We start from the raw sequence: 18,070 nt of genomic DNA on the forward strand, positions 1-18,070 counted from the left end.
GTAACAGTGCTTCCAGCGTAGAACTTCCGCTATGGGGTTTAGCAGGACTAAATGTACCGCGACGGGGTTCGAACCTTGCTCAATGAGTGCATCGCCCTGAAGTCATCAGTTGACGGAAGGCTTTAATTTAGGCCTGCCAACGGCCCTCTCTCCTATGAGACTACGAAGTGTTACTAATCCAGTAACGACGGAAGTTGGGTGAGGCACGCCGCTAGCTTCCGGTCATTAGTAAAATATACAATTCGCAGGTAAATTACATGAAATGAACGGAATCAAGCTACACCATAAAGATGAGCTTGCCATTAGTTTTTCCGAATCTTCTGAAGAGGACATCATCTGCGATGCGGCTGATCGTTTTAACTGTTATCACCCTGCTTCCAATGCCCGCTGCTCTCTCGCAGGTTGTTCGCGCAGGCCGCTCTGCAACCGCGGCGGCCGACCGTTCGGGAACTCCGTTACGACTCTTGTATGACCACCCTGCTGCCAATAATAACGATGGATGGGTCAGTCAGTCGCTGCCGCTGGGCAACGGTTATATGGGTGTCAACCTATTTGGCGGCGTACAACAGGACCGGCTGCAGATTACCGAGAACAGCCTGGTGGATGCTCCAACGGAAAAGATCGGCGGCTTGAATAACTTTGCCGAAGTCTTTCTGGAGTTTCCGCACACGGCACCCAGCAACTATTTGCGAGACTTGGTGCTGAATAGCGCGACTGCCCATGTTGCCTACGACGATGCGGGTGTGAGTTACCAGCGAGAATATTTCGCCAGCTACCCTGATAAGGTATTCGTGATTCGCCTGCGCGCCTCCAAGGCTGGCGCTCTGGAATTCACGCTTCATCCAACAATTCCTTATCTCGCCGATTTCCGTCATGCCAAAGATGACAACCGCGGCAAGCACGGCGATGTCAAAGCTGACGGCAATACCATCACTCTTGCGGGAACGATGGATTACTACGGAATCAAGTTCGAGGGTCAGTTCAAGGTGATTCCTCAGGGTGGAACACTGACAGCGGTGAATTCTGACGGTGGCTCCATCAACGTGCGAGGTGCTACCAGTGCCGTCATTCTCATCGCCGTCGGCACCAATTATCCGATCGGGAATTCCCAGGTGTTCACCGCTACCGATCGGCTGGACAAGCTCAAGGGCTTTCCCGATCCCCATAAAAAGGTCAGCGACATCATTGCTGCAGCAGCGACTCATAGTTATGAGGACCTACTAGCGCGTCACGAGGCGGACTACACAAAACTCTACGACAGGGTAAATTTCAGCCTCGACACGCCGATGCCGTCGAGCACCACCGACAAGCTGATCGATGCAGTCCGATCGGGTGAATCAAGCGCCCACCTGGACGAGTTGGTTTTCCAGTTCGGCCGCTATCTGTTGATCTCTTCATCTCGATCCGGGGCGTTGCCGCCAAACCTGCAGGGCGTATGGAATGTCTATCAGGATCCTCCATGGACAGCAGGCTACTGGCACAACGTGAACCAACAGATGAACTACTGGCTCGCATTCAATACCAACCTGCCGGAGTTGTTTGATCCCTATATCGATTTCTATCGAGCCTATCTTCCTGCCCATCAAGCCCTGGCGAAGCAGTACCTCACCCAGTATCACTCCTCTGGCTTAGCTGTCGACGGTGACAACGGCTGGGCGCTGGGCAATTCCATGCGCCCTTACGAGCGTAGCGGTAAATCCAGTCATTCCGGGTTTGGCACCGGCCCGTGGACCACGATGCTGTTCTGGGACGACTACGATTTCACGCGAGACAAAAAACTACTCCGCGAAGTCGTCTATCCAGCTATGCGTGGACAGGCGAATTTCTTGTCGCGGTTCGTACAGGATGTTGGCGACAAGCTGCTCGCCAAGCCTTCGTCGTCACCTGAAAACGCCAACAGTTTGCAGACAGTGGGTGCGACATTTGATCAGCAGATGATTTATGAAAACTATCGCGACACGATCAAGGCGGCTCAGGTTCTCGGTATCCATGACCCGTTAATTCCCGTTCTCGAGGCACAGCTGCCTAAGCTCGACCCGATTCTGATCGGCGATTCAGGGCAGATCAAGGAATATCGCGAGGAAACCACCTACGGATCGATTGGAGAGCCTCACCACCGGCATATGTCGCAACTCCTTGGGCTCTATCCCGGCCAGTTGATCAATTCGACAACGCCAGCCTGGTTGGCAGCGGCGAAGGTTTCCCTGGAAGATCGCGGGCTTACCGCCGGCACGCCAGGCTGGGCCGTGGCCCAGCGGTTGGCCACATGGGCACGTACAGGCGATGGTAACCAAGCCTATACGTGCTATCACACATGGCAGTCGAATCACGCGATGTACAACCTGTGGAATAACCACCGGGATTCCACCACAACGAAGCTCTTCCAGGTCGACGGCAATTTCGGTGTGACTGCCGGTGTTGGCGAAATGCTACTGCAAAGCCACGAGGAAGTCGTCGCTCCTCTGGCTGCCCTTCCGAAAGCGTGGCCGAAAGGCAACTATCGCGGCCTGCTCGCACGCGGCGCCTTCGAGGTCTCGGCGAGCTGGTCAAAGGGACATGCAGATCGTTTCGAAATCCTTTCTAGAGCCGGTGGTCCATTAAAGCTGCGCTATCCGGGAATTGCAGGCGCTACGGTTCGCACTTCGAGCGGCAAGAGTGTCATGTTTAAGCGTGTGGACAAAGCCGATATTAGCTTCGACACCAAGGCAGGCCAAACGTATGTCCTTACCGCTATTCCTTGAAAAGATTTTTACGCATCGATCTCTGAGTTCAGAACGCTGCAACTCTTGGTAGGCGAGGAGACAGGCATGAAGTTCAAGGCAATCCGCTCGACGAACGTTCGCATCTCTATGCTTTGCTTAATCATCATAGGTGTTCTCGCTACATCGGGACAAGCCGGTAGTTTCGCTGGACACAACGGGGCTAGGTGGTTCGACAAGGTTCTGCCGCTTTTCACCGCATCCAATGTGCCGAATATGGGTCTGTCGGAGACAGAGGCTCCTCCCCCCAAGGTAGTTTTGCCTGTTCCCCCGGGGCTACCAGGCAAAGGAATGGCTCAACACTCTATGCTCTATATCGGCGAGGGTTACAACAAGATGTTTCTCGTCGACAAGGGCAAGATCATCTGGACGTACTCAACCGGGCCGGGTAACGAGTACGACGATGTATGGATGCTGTCCAACGGCAATGTGCTCTTCACCCGCATGCAATACATCGCAGAAGTCACCCCGGACAAGAAGGTGGTCTGGAGATACGACGCTCCGGTTGGCACAGAAATTCACGCGTGTCAGCCCATCGGCCAGGATAAGGTGCTCTTCATCGAGAATGGCCTGCCGCCTCACTTGATGGTCGTCAATATTAAGACCAATGCAATTGAAGTCAATCACGTATTACCCGCTCCCAGTTCCACGGATACTCACAGCGTCCATCCTCAATTCCGACATGTACGGTATACAGCACAAGGAACCTACCTGGTGCCATTTCTAACCATGGGCAAGGTGGTCGAATACGACAAGAATTTCAACGAAGTGTGGAGCTATGACGTCTCGACTCCGTGGGCTGCCATTCGTCTCAAGAATGGTAATACCTTGATTACGGACGAACACGATGTGAAGACTCTGGAAGTGACCCCTGACAAGAAGATCGTATGGCAGATCACCCCTAAGGATATTCCCCCGCAATACGACTATCAAAACTCGCAGTCTGCGACACGTCTGGCCAACGGTAACACCATCATCTGCTCGCGGGGCGGCACTCGTCACGGTCCACAGTTGGTCGAAGTTACGCGCGATAAGAAGGTGGTTTGGGTGCTTCAGGACTGGACACACTTTGGCCCTGCATCAGCCGTTCAAATCCTTGATGACCCTGGAATTCCCGAGAAGCCGGGAGAATCAGAACACTAAGTGATCAGAGCCACCACCATCCCTAAGCTCCAAATCACCAATGCACTTCATCCAAGCCCGGGATTGGTGCCGACATGAGTTTTCGGGCAATCAGTCTGTGCTCAATGAGCGCATTGGCCTGTAGGCCACAGCCTAACGTAACTGCTTCGGAAAGCTGCATTTGTTTGAAGACACATCGCAAGCGATTTATTGCTGATGCCCACTCTATGCACGCCTCTGGTAGACTTCCGGCGTCAGAAAGATGGAGGTCGCTGATGTTTCTCCTTGATGCAAACGACCCGAATACTGTCTCCAGTGCCACCTCCCTTACCATCGACCTCGGCGTTCCAAACCAGCAGATGATCGTATGCTCCGGAATCGCGATGCCAGGTTTTAGAACGCTCGATGACAGCGACATATCGCGAGACACGGCTGTCGTTAATCTTCACGTCAACGCGCTCACAGTTGTAAAAGCCTCTGTCAATGTCGGTCTCGCCAGTTTTGGCAACGGCGACACGGATTTTGATTTCGCCATCGACCAGACACAGTTACAGATTGACGAATCTACCCAGGAGTTGCTGCTCAGCGTCGATATGGCAGTTATGGGAAATCCGTCCGCCCTGGATCGCTTCGCCTATCAGGTTGTAGCCATCATTACGACGCAACCCACCGGCATCAGTGGCACCATACGCTGGAACCAGAGCCTCTTCGATGCAACCAAACCCGGCGTGATGCCGGCTCAGCTATTCAAAGTTTCCGCAGGTGAACGCGGCTACATCCCATCGCCTACTGGCGGTTTTGGCACAGAAACCTACACAGCAGATGCGTACGGTGCGGTCGGCACGTTAGTGCTGTCAGCGGGCCAGTTCTCACTGCCTTACAGTATCGCTGGCGCCCCTTACGGAAAAAATTTAACGGTTCGCGTCGACATCAACCCGGCATTTGCCTCCGGAAAAACCAACCTGGCTCAGCAGGCTGCCGGACCAAACCCGGTTTTGTTGACTGCGGGTGAGCCCGGCATTACGGGCGTGGACTTTTTTATCTCAGCGCAGGACGTCAGGTAGCCATGGCCAACGTCAAAACTTTCTATCCCGAGCTCTTCAAAATACCTGTTGCAGGCCCCGCCCCCTACAACACACTCGTCGTTGTCAATCAGTGGTTCTTTGCCGACTTGTCAAACCACTCCGGCACCTCCGACGATTACTTCCACTACAACGTCAAAGTCGTGACACCCTATGTGCCGTCCGGGTTCGATCCGAACGCGCTTGCGCCCATCCCATTCAATCACTCCACGACCTTCGCCTTCCTCAACACCTGCCCATCGACCGACGATCATTTCCTCTACGCCGTCGATGGAATAACCGATGCAGGATTCGATCCGGAATACGGTTCCTTCTACGTCTCCGTGGATACAGTGATGCAGATGCCCAATTACCAAATCCCTCAAGGCACTGCGGTCGCGGTCGGCCCTTTTGGTGCCTGGATCATCTGGACGAGCTTCCTGATGACGAGCTTCCTACTCGTGCAGGAGCCGCAGCCGGATGCCACGCTCGTTGAAGGATCTCCCTCAGCCCAGCCCTGGCGGGAAAAAGTCAAAATCCACGACAAATGGCTGAGCGACCTCGCCTCCCAGTTCCGTGAACAACGCAGCCACTTCACCCCATACCGCGTTCACGGAGTTCAGAATCGCCTGCTAAAGCGCTAGCCACCCTGCATTCCCCGTTCCGTCACACAGCAATCCATCCTTCCCTCTCTATCCACTTTTTTCCTGTTCGTGCCCCCGAGGCGTTGAATGCGGTGAGCCCAGTTCACAAGTATGAAGGAAAGATAATCAGTAATCGATATCTATCCGAGTTGCACTTTCAAACGAGCGCAAAATCGCCAATGCACTCATCGACACCGGATCCGTAGCATGAAGTCGGCTTGTCGTCAGCGATGATGTCGTCGAACTGTGTTCAGCCCTGACGATCACTCCGGTGCAATCGCACGGACTGTGCAGAGTTCATATGTGGGGCGGATCAGTTAGCGATTATGAGCATCCGTGATGGTGATAGATCGCAGCGCTGGCCGTCGCCGGTAAACGGTCTCATCCCTCGTTGAGGAGCGCCTCCCGTATCTGTCAACCCTGTTCCCGGTACTGCATGTAAACCATGTCCCGGTACCTGCTGAGGGCTATGCCCTGGCGCAGCGCAAAGGGTTCTGCACATGGAAGAACCTTGGCCGCTCCGTGAAAGCTGGACAGAAAGGCATCCGCATTCTTGCCCCCATTGTGGGCATTCACCGCAAAAAGGGATGAGGAAGCCAACAATAACATTACCAAGCAGAATGAGCGCCTTACTCGGTTTCCGCAATGCGTATGTCTTCGACATCTCGCGGACCGAAGGCGTAGACCTGCCTGAGATGCACGAAACCTCCGGGGACCCCGCCAGGATCTCAAAGTACATACATTGTTGAGCTAAATAGTTCTGCGGCCTTTCCCCAAGAAGAGAGACCGCCCGGAGAATCCCAGGTCGCATTCGCCCAACCTGGACTGCGGCAGGATCAAGCCCTGTCAACGGCAGTTCTTGCAAATCGACTAATCACGGCACTCCGCGAAAATCACGCACGGTGCACTGTCAAGACCATCGAAGAACCAGGGAACAACGTAGACCCTGTCAAGCTCAGGCAGCGGGTGCGGCAGGTGAGTATCTTCAATTAGGAGAATTGGTCGGCTTGAATACTCTTCGCATCCGAGAAAAACACGATGCGCCTCGCACCCCTCCTCCATGTGCGACATCGCCGCAATCGAAACGAAATCAACAGCGAGTGCCTTAAGGCCGGAAAATTGACGCATAAGAAAATCTGCCGCTGCCCTGGAAAATCCTGGAGAATGATCGACATACATCTCGGCGTCGGCACGATACTCTTCGAACCCAGAACGTATGATCAAAAGATCGCAATCCTCACGGAAGGCGGAACATGCATCGAGATGTTCAGGGAGAATTAATTCGTCGGGCGACACCTGAATATCCATCACAACCGTTTTTGTGAAGATAAGTTCGGACATGTCGTACTCGGAGATCTTCCGGCCCTTTGGGTTGAAGTGATATGGTCCATCAACATGCGTCCCCGCATGATTGCTAGTCGTCATATAAAACGAGTTGCACCCATCGCCCTTCGCTAGATCGTACAACCGGTCAAGGCGCGGACCGGGCAGCTTGCCGTAGAACGGCGTGGACTCAGAAAGATTATGGGAGAGCTTGATGACCATAACGAATTTTAGGCGAGTCGGTATTTGCGCGTCGGGACGATGCAAATATCCGCACCGCATTGCGTCCTGTATACGGGAAGGAAAATTGCACCTCTCTTTTCCAGATCCGATCCGACCGGCTGGATGAAACACCGAGAGAACTTATTCCTGCGGATGGCCAGGTTACGCGCATCCATAGAATGAAAACCAATCCAGGCAAACGCCTCCGAGTGCAACAAATCCAGGTGAAGGAATTTGAATTGCTGCAGATTGAGTCGTCTGATCTTGTTGTCGAGATCCTGCCCGACGTTGGCGGTAAGATTGCGCAGATCCGCAACAAAGTCTCTGGCCGCGAGTATTTCGTCCCTCCGCAACGCCCCTACCGCACAATTCCGGTCGAAGGTGACTGGCTGCAGCACGACACCAGCGGAATGGATGACTGCTTTCCGAACGTCGCGGCTGGCCAGTATCCCGACGCACCGTGGTCGTCTCTGCGCCTTCCCGATCTTGGCGAGTGGACACATGGCGCCTGGAAAGTCATCGCTCTTGATAAGCGCGCAGTCACGATGAAGCGCTCCGGCACGCCCCTTCCCTACACTGCGATTAAGACGACACGCTTTCTCTCGGAGCGCACCTTGGAGTCAACCTACCTCGTACATAATCATGGCGAAGCTCCAATACGCTACCTCTGGTCAGCACATCCGCTGATCTCCGTCGAAGGTGAGTACGAAGTGATTCTGCCTCCAGGCAAGCCACACTTGCGAACATTTCCTTCGGATGGCGGAAGTTATTCGTGGCCGATGTGGAAGGGGACCGACCTTTCGCGGAATTTTCTACCTTCAGGCAAGACGCTGAAAGTTTTTGTCTCCGGATTGAGCGAAGGTTGGTGCGTCTTACGCCAACCCACCAATTCCCTTCGCCTTACTTTTGATTTGAACCAGATCCCGGCACTTGGTATCTGGTTTAATAACTACGGGTTTCCGGCTGATAGCGAAAAATGCTTTCGTTGCATTGCTCTCGAACCGTGCACCTCCCCAACCGATCTTCTTGATGAGCTCGCACCCGACGCATACCAATCCATCCCGCCGGGCGGCTCTGTGCACTGGTCCCTGCAGATGGAGATTTCGCCACACTAGAAGCGATGAACGAAATCACCCAACGCTCAGTAACACAAGAGATAGAATTCCGATCACAATTCCGGCGATTCCATATCTTCCGATCCGCTCACGGAAAAGAAGAACTCCCGCGGCAGCTACGAGAAAGAGATTTCCTCCCGTAGTTGCGGGAAATACGATGTAGCCCGGTACACCTCGCTCCAATGCCATCAGACTGAAAAGCTGGCCTCCGAAGCTACCGATCCCAATGCCAAAGGCGAAGACAACTTCTCTCGAATAGAACCCGCTTCGCGTTATCAGAAAGGCTGTCAGAGCGAATGCAAGTCCGCCGGCGTACCACCAAAGTAGGTATTGGTAGTGATATCGATCCGAGAGCCCCTTCTCTGCCATTACCTTCAGGCCGAATGGGCCGATGCCGTTCGCAAAAAAGGCGATGCTCATCAGCCGAAGCCACGTAAGTTGACGGTTCATCGCGACTCCCCCGTCTGTGCCGCCGCCTGCAACCGCTCATCATCCTGCTTGTCCTTCCAAAGCAACAGCATCGATGCCACCGCCAGCAGGAGGACAACAATCTTCCTGGGATTCACCGGTTCCCGATAGAAAAGAACGGAGCCAATCGCCGGGATGGCCGCCGACAGGTTGATGATCAGCCAGCTGGTCGAAATCTTTCCATAGCGAATGCCCAACATGAAGACGATTCCGCCAATCGCACTCGCAACTCCGAACGGCAACGCAATGGCATAAACAATTCCAGGAACAGCGAACGAGCCGCCTCGAAACAGGACAACAAAGAGAGCGCTGAAGAGCATCGACCAAGCGTAGGCAAGGGTATACACCGCACTCGGCCTGCACCCGCGCGTGTCCGCGAGTTTGGCGAAGATTCCGATCATCCCAAACGAGGTGAGCGAAAGCAGCATGTAGAGGTACCCAGGGTTCACAAAGTCTCCTCTGTTTTGATCCGCATTTTGCAATGCCGCCTTCCGGACGGAACTTGCATCGGACATCCACTTTGCAACAAGCAAAACGATGCCCAAGTACTAAATTCGGTTTGAAGCCAATCTAGCATCCTAGAATCAGTACTCGGGTGAGCGGGCTGGCAAGGTCCGCCAAAGTATCCGAAGGACCGGATAGACAATATCCGAGCCGACCTGACCGCGATGTCCGCAACAGACGCTTCGCTATCATAGACAGTGGGATCAAGCTATGTCGACGACCATCATTCACCATCCATCACAAATTGACTTTGATAAGCCTGGAAAAACCCACTACCGCATGGCCTTCCCTCTTGATTCAGGATGGGGGAGTTCTCTTGTACCCATCACCATCATCAACGGCTACCGTGCCGGCAAAGTCTCCGCGACACCACGCGGCCTGGCAGCCTTCGGGGGTACCCATGGAAATGAATGGGAGGGACAGGTTGCGGTTAAGCGTCTCTGTCAGGAGCTCGATCCCGCAGAGATCAGCGGGAAAATTATCCTGATGCCTCAATTGAGCGAGAGTGCATGTGCCGCGAACCAGAGGATTTCTCCGCTCGACGGTGTCAACATGAACAGGGCCTTTCCGGGTAACGCGCGGGGCACTATCTCCTATCGCATTGCGGACTTCGTCAAGCGCTACATCTTTCCTCAGGTCCGCGTCGTCGTCGACATTCACGCGGGCGGCCGCGAAGGTGGCTTTGCCCTGTGCACGTCCTTTCATCCGGTACCTGATCCAGCGCAGTTTGATGAGATCGCCAAGGTCGCATCCCTCTTCGATCTTCCGTTCCAGCTGATCTACTCCAGCCAGATGGCCTCCGGCCTTCTCACCGATGAGGCAGAGGCGGAAGGAAAGATCGCGATCGGAGGTGAATTCGGGTTTGGCGAAGGCGTCAACCGCAAGGGAGTTCTTCACGCCTTCGAGGGAATCCGCAATATTCTCAAGCACTACGACATGCTTAGCGGAGAAATCCTCAAAATCGACCAGGCGCGACCATCGCTCCCGCGCCTCGTCGATGCTCGCAATATCGAGGACTATATTCCTTGCCCTCGCCCAGGAATATGGGAGCCTCTGGTTGATCTCGGTGATGAAGTGAAGCACGGCCAACTGGTGGGCCGTTTACACGACTTCTCCGACCACACCGCAGAACCTCTGGAGTTGAGGGCACACCAGGATGGTGTTCTCATCATGATGTGTGCAGCCGCAAGCTGCCAGCAAGGCCTCACCCTCTACGTCATCGCCCGCGATGCTTCAATCGCCAACAAATAACGGAGTAATCCTCAAAAAGAGAGCGCCGCCGGCTCATAACCAGCGGCTCTCTTTGCGCAATGATCAATCAGAAGATGAGCTTCAAGCCAAGCTGCATCTGCCGTGCGGCTTGAGCAGAGAATATCTGCCCCGTTGTTGACTGACCGATCGACGTATTTGGCGCATCCAGATTGGTCACGTTGGGAACATTGAAGACCTCCCAGCGAAACTGGAAATAAGTCGGCTCTGTGATGTGAAAGTTCTTCAACAGCGCCATGTCCAGGCCGCGGAACGCCGGCGCGTCCAGAATACCCATGCCGGAATTGCCATAGGCATAGGACGCTGGCGCCGCGAGCGCGGATGCGTTGAACCATCTTGATGCTCCCTTATTCGGCGTCGATAGCGATCCAACAAGGTTTGGCCTCGTGTCGTATCCGTTCCCCAGCGTCGCACCCGGAACATCGAACGTCAATGGTGCTCCTGAAACAAAGGAGTAGATACCGCTGATTTCCCACCCTCCGATTCCCGCATCGAGTAAGCGCCACATATCTGTCCCATACTTCTTCCCGCGACCGAAGGGTACCTCGTACACCGTATTGACGGTGAGAATATGGCGACGGTCATTGCTGGAGCGTCCTCGGTTATAACCAGGCGGTGTAAATGGCTGAACATTGCAGTAAATACACGATGCCAGGTTATCGACCATCAGTTTGCTGAAGGCATACGAGCCTGTATAGCTGAGTCCGTTGGAGAAGCGGCGCTCAAGCTTAGCCTGTAGGCCGTTATACCAGGACTTCCCCATATTCTGGTAAAGCACGATACCGCTCAATAAAGGATAGGGCCTTGCCGCTTGCAGGTTGTCATAATTTCCTGCGGGAACATCATCGTAAGATTGGCCTGAAATTCCATCCGCAATATGATTCCCCACATACGACAGTGTGAAAGACGACTGGAATGGAAGTGCCTGCTGTATCGCCATGTTCCACTCATGTGTCTTTTGTGCGCTTACGTTCCACGCAGGGGCCGCGACTCCGGGCGTAGCAAAATCCGTAGGGATCGCTGAGAACGCTGTTTGCCACTTCTGCAACGATTGTGCACTATAGCTCGGGGTCTCGTAGCCCCAGTATGGTGGCCCCACGATGGATGAAGCAGCAATATTCCCCTGGAAGCTGCTGGCGAAGATGCCGTACGACCCGCGAATCACCAGGTCATTTGTGAAGGATGGACGCCACGCAAAGCCTATCCGCGGCGATATGAATCCATTCGACTGAAAGAGTCCCGACGGTATATTGACCTTGTTCGCGGGAACCCAAAGAGCCGCCGTTGACGCCGCAAGATACTTCGCCTCCGGCTGCGCTGTGAGATTCACACTGCCATCCTGGTCCACTCCAGCGATCACCTTGCCGAGCGCAGGATCGAAGGTGGCTGCATTTCCATATAATGCCCTTTTTGCGAACCATCGATCATAGCGAAGTCCAAGGTCCAACGTTAGTGTGGATGAGATCTTATACGTGTCCTCAACAAACCAGGCGGAATAAGGTGCTCGCTGCTGGCCAAACGGAGCCAGCGGATAGTCGCGAGCAGCAGCAGAGGTGTACCCCAGAAGGTAGTCCGCGAAGCCATTCCCCGTATATTGGCCGTTGAAGCTGAAATTGCCGCTTGCGGCGAAGGACGCGTGCGCCCCATACACGCTGCGGTTGTCATACTCATATCCGATATCGATTAGGTGCTTGCCGCGAAGAAGATTTACGCTCGTCTTCCCGTTCCAGCTATGTGACCACAGACGGCCATTGACACCCCAAAGGTGACCGAACCCCGTATAACCGCTGATGCTGGCTGTCGGCAGGCCGATTGCGCTTTCCCGGCCGGGCGTCGAAAATCCCTGGATACCAGCCTGCTCCGTCAGGTTCGTGACCCCGGCCTGCGGGCTGATAAATGTATTGTTCGATCCCTGACGTCCAACGGAGATTGTGAAGATTGTTCTCGGTGTAATCGTGTAGAGATAGTTCACGCCAAAGCTGTTCTGCGTCGTTGTATTTGTTTCGAAATAACTTGGGCCGTAGCCATAGAACAATTGCGGGCTGCTATACCGAACCCATCGACCATAAATATGCTGCTTGTCCGTGATGGAGTGATCGATCCTCACCGTGGCCGAACTATTGTCAGTCTTGGTGGGGGCATTAGCATGGTAACGTCCATCCGCTCCATTCGCCTGCTGAATGTACGGCAGAAAAAACGTTGCAGCCGAATCGATGCGGGATGCAGGAATCTGATTTCCGGCGAACTTCACCCCGGTAAGCGGATCGATGATCGGTGTGGCAACCGCCGAAAAGTCCCCTTTCATCATTGCGGCGGTCGGGACCGTATTGTTGAAGATCTGGTCCTGACGAATCCGCAGGGCTTCAAAGCTTCCAAAGAAGAACGTTCGGTCACGTAGGATTCGGCCGCCGCCTGCTGCTCCGAACTGGTTCTGAATGAGCTTGGGTTTCGTCACCGCAAAATGATTGGTCGCTGCGAACGCACTGTTTCTAGCAAACTCCCAAACTGTACCGTGATACGAGTTCGTGCCCGCTTTAGTCACCAGCAAAACCTGCAACGGGTTGCGTCCATACTCCGCGCTGAACCCCGAGGCCTTCACATTGAACTCCGCAATGGCGTCAACGCTTGGAATGCCGACGGCACCTTCGTCCATGCCGCCATTCGAGTTGAATCCATCAAGCGTAAATTGCGTCTGTCCGCTCTGGATTCCAACGCCCTGCACCGTAGAGCCTCGCTCCGCCCCGAACTGCCCTCCTGCCTGTCCGGTGTACTGCATGCCTGGCGCCAGACTGACCAACTGAATCGCATTCCTTCCATTCAGGGGGAGATCACGAATCTGTTTTTGCTGTACAACCGTATCGACAGACGCGTTTTCAGTCTGCAGCTCTTCAGAGTCCGCCTGAACGTTGACGCGTTCGCTCAATTCTCCAACTTCCATCACGGGAGAAAGCCTGCTGCGCTGGCCGACCGCCAGCACCATATTGGTAACTGTCCATGTCTTGAACCCCTTCATGGAAACAGTCACGGTATAGGGTCCGATAGGCAAACCCAGAATCTCGAAGGTCCCCGTCGAATCAGTCTTCGCTTCCTTTGTAAATCCAGTCTCCAGATTCTTTGCGGTTACTGCAGCTTCTGGAATCGTGGCTCCGCTTCGGTCAGCCACAACTCCAAGAACTCCACCTTCGTTCGCGATCTGGGCTGGCAATATGCCACACATGACGAACAGCAGTGACATCAAGATCGTGATTCGTTTCATCGCTGTCTCCTATTTGCGCGGTAATGTCTCCACCGGCGGGCTTCTAATGGCAGTGCGTGAAAGTAATTCTGCAACGCCTCACGGTCCTGATTGACATGGCTTCCGAAAAAACAAGTGAATCCATCCGACCAGTCGGAGTGGAACTTTCGTCGCCCTGCCCGGAACCGACGACTGAAGTGGGACCGTCCCCGATAGCCGACCTCGCAGCTCACTGCAAACCCACTACGCTCGAATTTCAACTATCGAGAAATATCGTCCGATTAGCCGGACGATACCAGCAAGAATCATCTATTTTTATGTGTTGTATTCACGGTATAGTGCGACATGGATTCTCTGACCGCTCCTCGAACACAATCCGTGCCGGCGTTGGAACGAGGCCTTTTGATGTTGGAGCACCTCGCCAAGTCCCGGAATGGTGTCACTCTATCGCATCTAACCCAGAAGCTTAAGCTTCCGCGGAGCACCGCTCATGCGTTGCTTCTCACCTTTCAGCGTTGCGGATATGTGCAGCGCGATGAAGAGACGGGACGCTACCGGCTCGGCTTTAGACTCCATGCGCTTGCCAAGATGACGCTCTCGGGAGTAAGTCTTCGCGGTAAGGCATCGCCTCTTCTGTATCAGCTTATGCAGAACAGCGGTTTGACTGTACACCTTGCTGTTTTAGAAGAAGGGGAGGCAATCCTCATCGACCGCATCGAACCTCCTAACGCACCGAGACTGGCTACCTGGGTCGGCAAGCGTATGGGGCTGCACTGCACTGCACTTGGCAAAGTCCTCATCGCTCCTCTTCCTGAAGATCAACTAGCCTGCATGATTCAAAAACAGGGGCTCATTCGTTATAACGACAACACTATCCGTTCCATGCGAAAGCTTCGCATGGCCTGCGATGAGGTGCAGCAACTGGGCTATGCCGTCGATGACGAAGAAGAGGAGATCGGGGTCCGCTGTATTGGAGCGCCTGTCTACAATAGCCGAGGCGAAGTCGTGGCGGCAATCAGCATCTCGGGAACCAAGGCTCAGCTCGAAGACATCACGCTGAAGGCTGCTCGCGTCAAGGAAACCGCGCAAGCCCTCTCCAACCACCTGAGTCCGCTCAGCATCGACCGACACATCGACCCAGTCGAACATGTCGCCGAAATTGCTCCGCTAAACTGAATCTCAACTCCATCCGTGAACTGTCCTCGGTATCGGATGATTCAAGAACCCGCAACACGCTCCTTTAACTTTCACTCATAGTTTGGAACTAATCTGGGCGCATGGATAATCAAACCACTAACATCTCAGGACATCACGCGACCCAAACGGATCTTGACCTGTTCAAACATATCGAAGAAAACCTGTATACGGCTGTCATATCGGACTCCTTAGACGAATTAGGACATCGAAATCAGGTCCTGCGTGAATTTATACGCCCGCTCTCCCCTGCTGATCGATTTGCAGGATGGGCTCGTACCTTCTCCTGTGTCGACATGGACTACATTCCTGCGGACCCATACGCCATGGAGATTGCCGCGCTCGATTCCGTTCTTCCTGGAGAAGTAGTTATCGCTTCAACAGGAGGCTCACTGCAGAATGCACCCTGGGGGGAACTGCTATCGACTGCCGCGTATGTCAGAGGTGCACGCGGAGCGGTAATTGAAGGTCTGGTGCGGGACGTTCGAAAGATCCAGGAGCTGGGCTTCCCTGTCTTCGCACGGGGCATTAAGCCCGTGGACTCCAAAGGTCGCGGCGCCATCGTCGACTATAACGTCCCCATCGAATGCGCTGGTGCTTATGTCTGCCCTGGCGATCTTATCTTCGCCGACTACGACGGTGTCGTCGCTGTTCCTGCTGCAGTTCTTCCTCAAGTCATCCAACTTGCTACCGACAAGGTATCGAAAGAAAACGGAAGTCGCGCCGACCTCCTTCGAGGCGCCTATCTCAAAGATGTGTTCGCAAAATACGGCGTGCTATAGCCCTTTTGGAGAGCTGGCGAGACGCAACCGCGCGTCAGAACATGACTGCGCCTCTTCGAATAACTCTTCTGCCCGACAGCTTAAAGAGATCGTCACGGCAAGTGTCTTGTACGCTGCCGGGAACGATCAGAGTCGCTCTTGTTTTTCACCTGCCCCTGGGCTCTAAAGACCAGGACTCAATGCCATAGGGTTCCAGATGAACTTGCTGAATCTTCTCTCCCGGCTTGAGCGCGACATCCGGCATCGGCCGCAGACGCACATTCTCATCATCCGACGGGGCCGCAGCATCCAGCGAGCGGCGCTTTGCCATCACAGCGACTGGGAGACCATGAACATTCAGGCCCACGGTGACCGGCGTCGCGGAGTAGTTCCACAACAGCAGGTTATAAATTCCGTAAGACTCATCATAAGAGAGAAAAGCATGAACCGAGGTGTCGTTGGAATCAGCTCTGAGCCTTTGTCCTGTGGCACGTGACAGTAGCAAAAACGCGAAGTATGCGGGCCTCACCCTGTCCTGGTAGTCGAAGAGCCCCGAGTACTGCGGCATCCGATTCCACCAGCTCGCCATGAACGACGCTCCTCGAAGGGAGAAGAACGCTGCGAACCGATCACGATCCACGTGGTAGTCGCGAATATGGTAGTAGCAGGAATAGTCCAGTCCTTGTTCCTTCATCCGCCATGCAGTCTCAACAACAAAGGCAGGCTGAATCCGAACATCGGTGGGCGGAACAGTCAGAGCCATATTCCACTCATCCAGAATAGTCTCGGGATGCAACGACGGATGATTGGCAAGAAGAGCCTTCACGCCCTTAATCGTTCCCTCGACAGCGATCGGATCGCTGTCATAGATATGCCACGACACGAAACTTAGCGGAACCTTTTCCCTCTCGCAGAAGGCAAGCAAGGCAGGGAGAATCGGAGACTTCCACCCGGCAAGTGCTGGACCGCCCACATGGGCCTGCGGATCAGCCCGAAGGATCGCTGCCACCGTATGTTGATAGTAGCGCGGGTAATTTTCAGCCTTAAAAAAGTATGGCGAGCCGCCGGTTTCGCCGATATCGGGCTCGTTCGCGACTTCCCAATAGAGACCTACCAAGCCACGCGCTTTATAGTGGTTCACCATCTGGAAGATCAGTTCCTCCCATTTTGCATAGTCCTGCGGATCGACGATCTTCTCATCAACCACCGGGAACAATACCTTCGGCTTGATCGCGATGGACATGAGCGGCTTCGCGCCGGCTTGAAGGATCTCGTCCACCGATTGATCCAGCGTGTCGAAATGGTATTTATCGCTTGCAGGTAGAATGTCAAAGTACTCCTGCACAAACAATCGAATCAGCCGGGGGTGGAGCGCACGGACCTCCGCGATCCGGTTGTCCCACATCGGATACTCTGACAAACCACCTTGTCCCAGGGAAATGTGGTCCATCGCAACAGGTCCCATCGGCTTATCAAACTTGAGGTCCAGCGTCGCAGTACGCGTCTGCGAGTACGAGGCAGAACTCGCACCCAGAATAAGCACCAGAGCAGACAAATACGGCGTCTTCAAAGTCATGTATCTCTCCTGTTACGCTGCGTCTTTACGAAACTTTCAATGCTCGTTATGTACGTTTCCGCGCAGAACTCGATGTCCATCCCCCATCCACTGGCAGGGTGATGCCAGTAATGAAGGAAGCCTCCTCCGAGGCCAGAAACAACGCGGCCCACGCTACTTCTCGGGGATAGCCAACGCGGCCGAGCGTCGTCTGGTCACACTGCCACTGGAAATGAGGATCGAGCGGATCGGCCGAGATACGCGTCTGGATCGGTCCGGGACAAAGCGAGTTGATTCGAATGTTATGCAGGCCGTAGTCGTACGAGACGCTCATGCAGTAGCCCAGCAGCGCCGCCTTCGTCGCGGTGTAGGCAACCGACGTCATCATGCCCTCCATCCCCTGGATGGACACAATATTCACAATCGATCCCTGCCTCTGGTCGATCATGTAGGGCAGCGCCGCTTTGGTAAACGAATGTGTTCCCAGCAAGGCCACATCGATGCAGCCGCGCCATTCCTTCTCCGTTGACTCCAGAGCAGCATGGAAGTCAGGGGAGAGATACGCTGCATTGTTGCAGAGGATATCGACACGCCCGTTGTGCCCCGCGGCCATTGCCACAGCACACTTCACGTCGTCTTCCCGGGTCACGTCCGTCCGGCAAAATTCCGCCTCTCCACCTTTCGATCGTATCGTTGCTGCCAGTTCCTTCCCTCCGGGCTCATCGATATCGGCAATCAACACCCAGGCACCTTCCTCGGCAAATAGTTCGCAGATAGCCCGACCGATCCCATTAGCTCCACCGGTAACAATCGCGACTTTGTTCTTAATTCTGTCCAT

14 protein-coding genes and 1 pseudogene are annotated in these 18,070 nt (G+C 54.3%); 9 read left to right on the plus strand and 6 right to left on the minus strand.

The genetic code is table 11. The annotated features are described in order from the left end of the window. Nucleotides 1–341: 341 nt before the first annotated feature. The 5 genes and pseudogenes from KFE13_RS04070 to KFE13_RS04090 form a co-directional block, all read left to right on the plus strand. Complete coding sequence (locus KFE13_RS04070) at nucleotides 342–2,741, plus strand: glycoside hydrolase family 95 protein (RefSeq protein WP_260705901.1); 2,400 nt, start codon at nucleotides 342–344, stop codon at nucleotides 2,739–2,741. A gap of 66 nt (nucleotides 2,742–2,807) precedes the next feature. Continuing rightward, a complete protein-coding gene (locus KFE13_RS04075) occupies nucleotides 2,808–3,902 on the plus strand; it encodes a beta-propeller domain-containing protein (RefSeq protein WP_260705902.1) in 1,095 nt (364 codons plus the stop codon). A 254-nt stretch (nucleotides 3,903–4,156) separates the two neighbouring features. Continuing rightward, the gene (locus tag KFE13_RS04080) at nucleotides 4,157–4,945 is read left to right on the plus strand and encodes a hypothetical protein (RefSeq protein ID WP_260705903.1); all 789 of its coding nucleotides are present in this window, start codon (nucleotides 4,157–4,159) and stop codon (nucleotides 4,943–4,945) included. Between the two features lie 2 nt (nucleotides 4,946–4,947). Next, a complete protein-coding gene (locus KFE13_RS04085) occupies nucleotides 4,948–5,586 on the plus strand; it encodes a hypothetical protein (RefSeq protein WP_260705904.1) in 639 nt (212 codons plus the stop codon). A 489-nt stretch (nucleotides 5,587–6,075) separates the two neighbouring features. Further along, nucleotides 6,076–6,305 (plus strand): annotated as a pseudogene (locus tag KFE13_RS04090) (DUF1738 domain-containing protein); the annotation flags it as partial. A gap of 151 nt (nucleotides 6,306–6,456) precedes the next feature. Here the strand turns inward: KFE13_RS04090 and KFE13_RS04095 are convergent. Then, a complete protein-coding gene (locus KFE13_RS04095) occupies nucleotides 6,457–7,131 on the minus strand; it encodes a cyclase family protein (RefSeq protein ID WP_260705905.1) in 675 nt (224 codons plus the stop codon). Between the two features lie 179 nt (nucleotides 7,132–7,310). On the opposite strand from KFE13_RS04095, the gene KFE13_RS04100 reads away from it, so the two are divergent. Beyond that, on the plus strand, nucleotides 7,311–8,246 hold the full coding sequence (locus KFE13_RS04100; protein ID WP_260705906.1) for an aldose epimerase family protein: 936 nt from the start codon (nucleotides 7,311–7,313) through the stop codon (nucleotides 8,244–8,246). Nucleotides 8,247–8,261: 15 nt separating this feature from the next. On the opposite strand, the gene KFE13_RS04105 is transcribed toward KFE13_RS04100, so the two are convergent. Then, nucleotides 8,262–8,696 (minus strand): hypothetical protein, encoded by a 435-nt coding sequence (locus KFE13_RS04105; protein ID WP_260705907.1) that lies wholly within the window; start codon nucleotides 8,694–8,696, stop codon nucleotides 8,262–8,264. Next, the gene (locus KFE13_RS04110; protein WP_260705908.1) at nucleotides 8,693–9,163 is read right to left on the minus strand and encodes a DMT family transporter; all 471 of its coding nucleotides are present in this window, start codon (nucleotides 9,161–9,163) and stop codon (nucleotides 8,693–8,695) included. The genes KFE13_RS04105 and KFE13_RS04110 overlap by 4 nt, the downstream gene beginning before the upstream one ends. A gap of 265 nt (nucleotides 9,164–9,428) precedes the next feature. Here KFE13_RS04110 and KFE13_RS04115 point away from each other — a divergent pair, with 265 nt between their 5' ends. Continuing rightward, entirely contained in the window at nucleotides 9,429–10,469 is a 1,041-nt protein-coding gene (locus tag KFE13_RS04115) for a M14 family metallopeptidase (protein ID WP_260705909.1), read from the plus strand. A gap of 67 nt (nucleotides 10,470–10,536) precedes the next feature. Here the strand turns inward: KFE13_RS04115 and KFE13_RS04120 are convergent, their stop codons facing one another. Continuing rightward, nucleotides 10,537–13,743, minus strand: coding sequence for a TonB-dependent receptor (locus KFE13_RS04120; protein WP_260705910.1), 3,207 nt, complete (start codon nucleotides 13,741–13,743; stop codon nucleotides 10,537–10,539). Nucleotides 13,744–14,127: 384 nt separating this feature from the next. Between KFE13_RS04120 and KFE13_RS04125 the strand changes: the two genes are divergently transcribed. Together KFE13_RS04125 and KFE13_RS04130 are read left to right on the plus strand one after the other, a co-directional pair. Further along, nucleotides 14,128–14,898 carry an IclR family transcriptional regulator gene (locus KFE13_RS04125; protein ID WP_260705911.1) on the plus strand — a complete coding sequence of 257 codons (771 nt, stop codon included), beginning with the start codon at nucleotides 14,128–14,130 and terminating at the stop codon, nucleotides 14,896–14,898. A gap of 101 nt (nucleotides 14,899–14,999) precedes the next feature. Next, the gene (locus tag KFE13_RS04130; protein WP_260705912.1) at nucleotides 15,000–15,698 is read left to right on the plus strand and encodes an RraA family protein; all 699 of its coding nucleotides are present in this window, start codon (nucleotides 15,000–15,002) and stop codon (nucleotides 15,696–15,698) included. 145 nt (nucleotides 15,699–15,843) lie between these two features. Here the strand turns inward: KFE13_RS04130 and KFE13_RS04135 are convergent, their stop codons facing one another. Together KFE13_RS04135 and KFE13_RS04140 are read right to left on the minus strand one after the other, a co-directional pair. Then, complete coding sequence (locus tag KFE13_RS04135) at nucleotides 15,844–17,253, minus strand: GH39 family glycosyl hydrolase (protein WP_260705913.1); 1,410 nt, start codon at nucleotides 17,251–17,253, stop codon at nucleotides 15,844–15,846. A gap of 46 nt (nucleotides 17,254–17,299) precedes the next feature. Further along, a complete protein-coding gene (locus KFE13_RS04140; RefSeq protein ID WP_260705914.1) occupies nucleotides 17,300–18,070 on the minus strand; it encodes an SDR family NAD(P)-dependent oxidoreductase in 771 nt (256 codons plus the stop codon).

Source organism: Edaphobacter flagellatus, assembly GCF_025264665.1.
GTDB lineage: Bacteria > Acidobacteriota > Terriglobia > Terriglobales > Acidobacteriaceae > Edaphobacter > Edaphobacter flagellatus.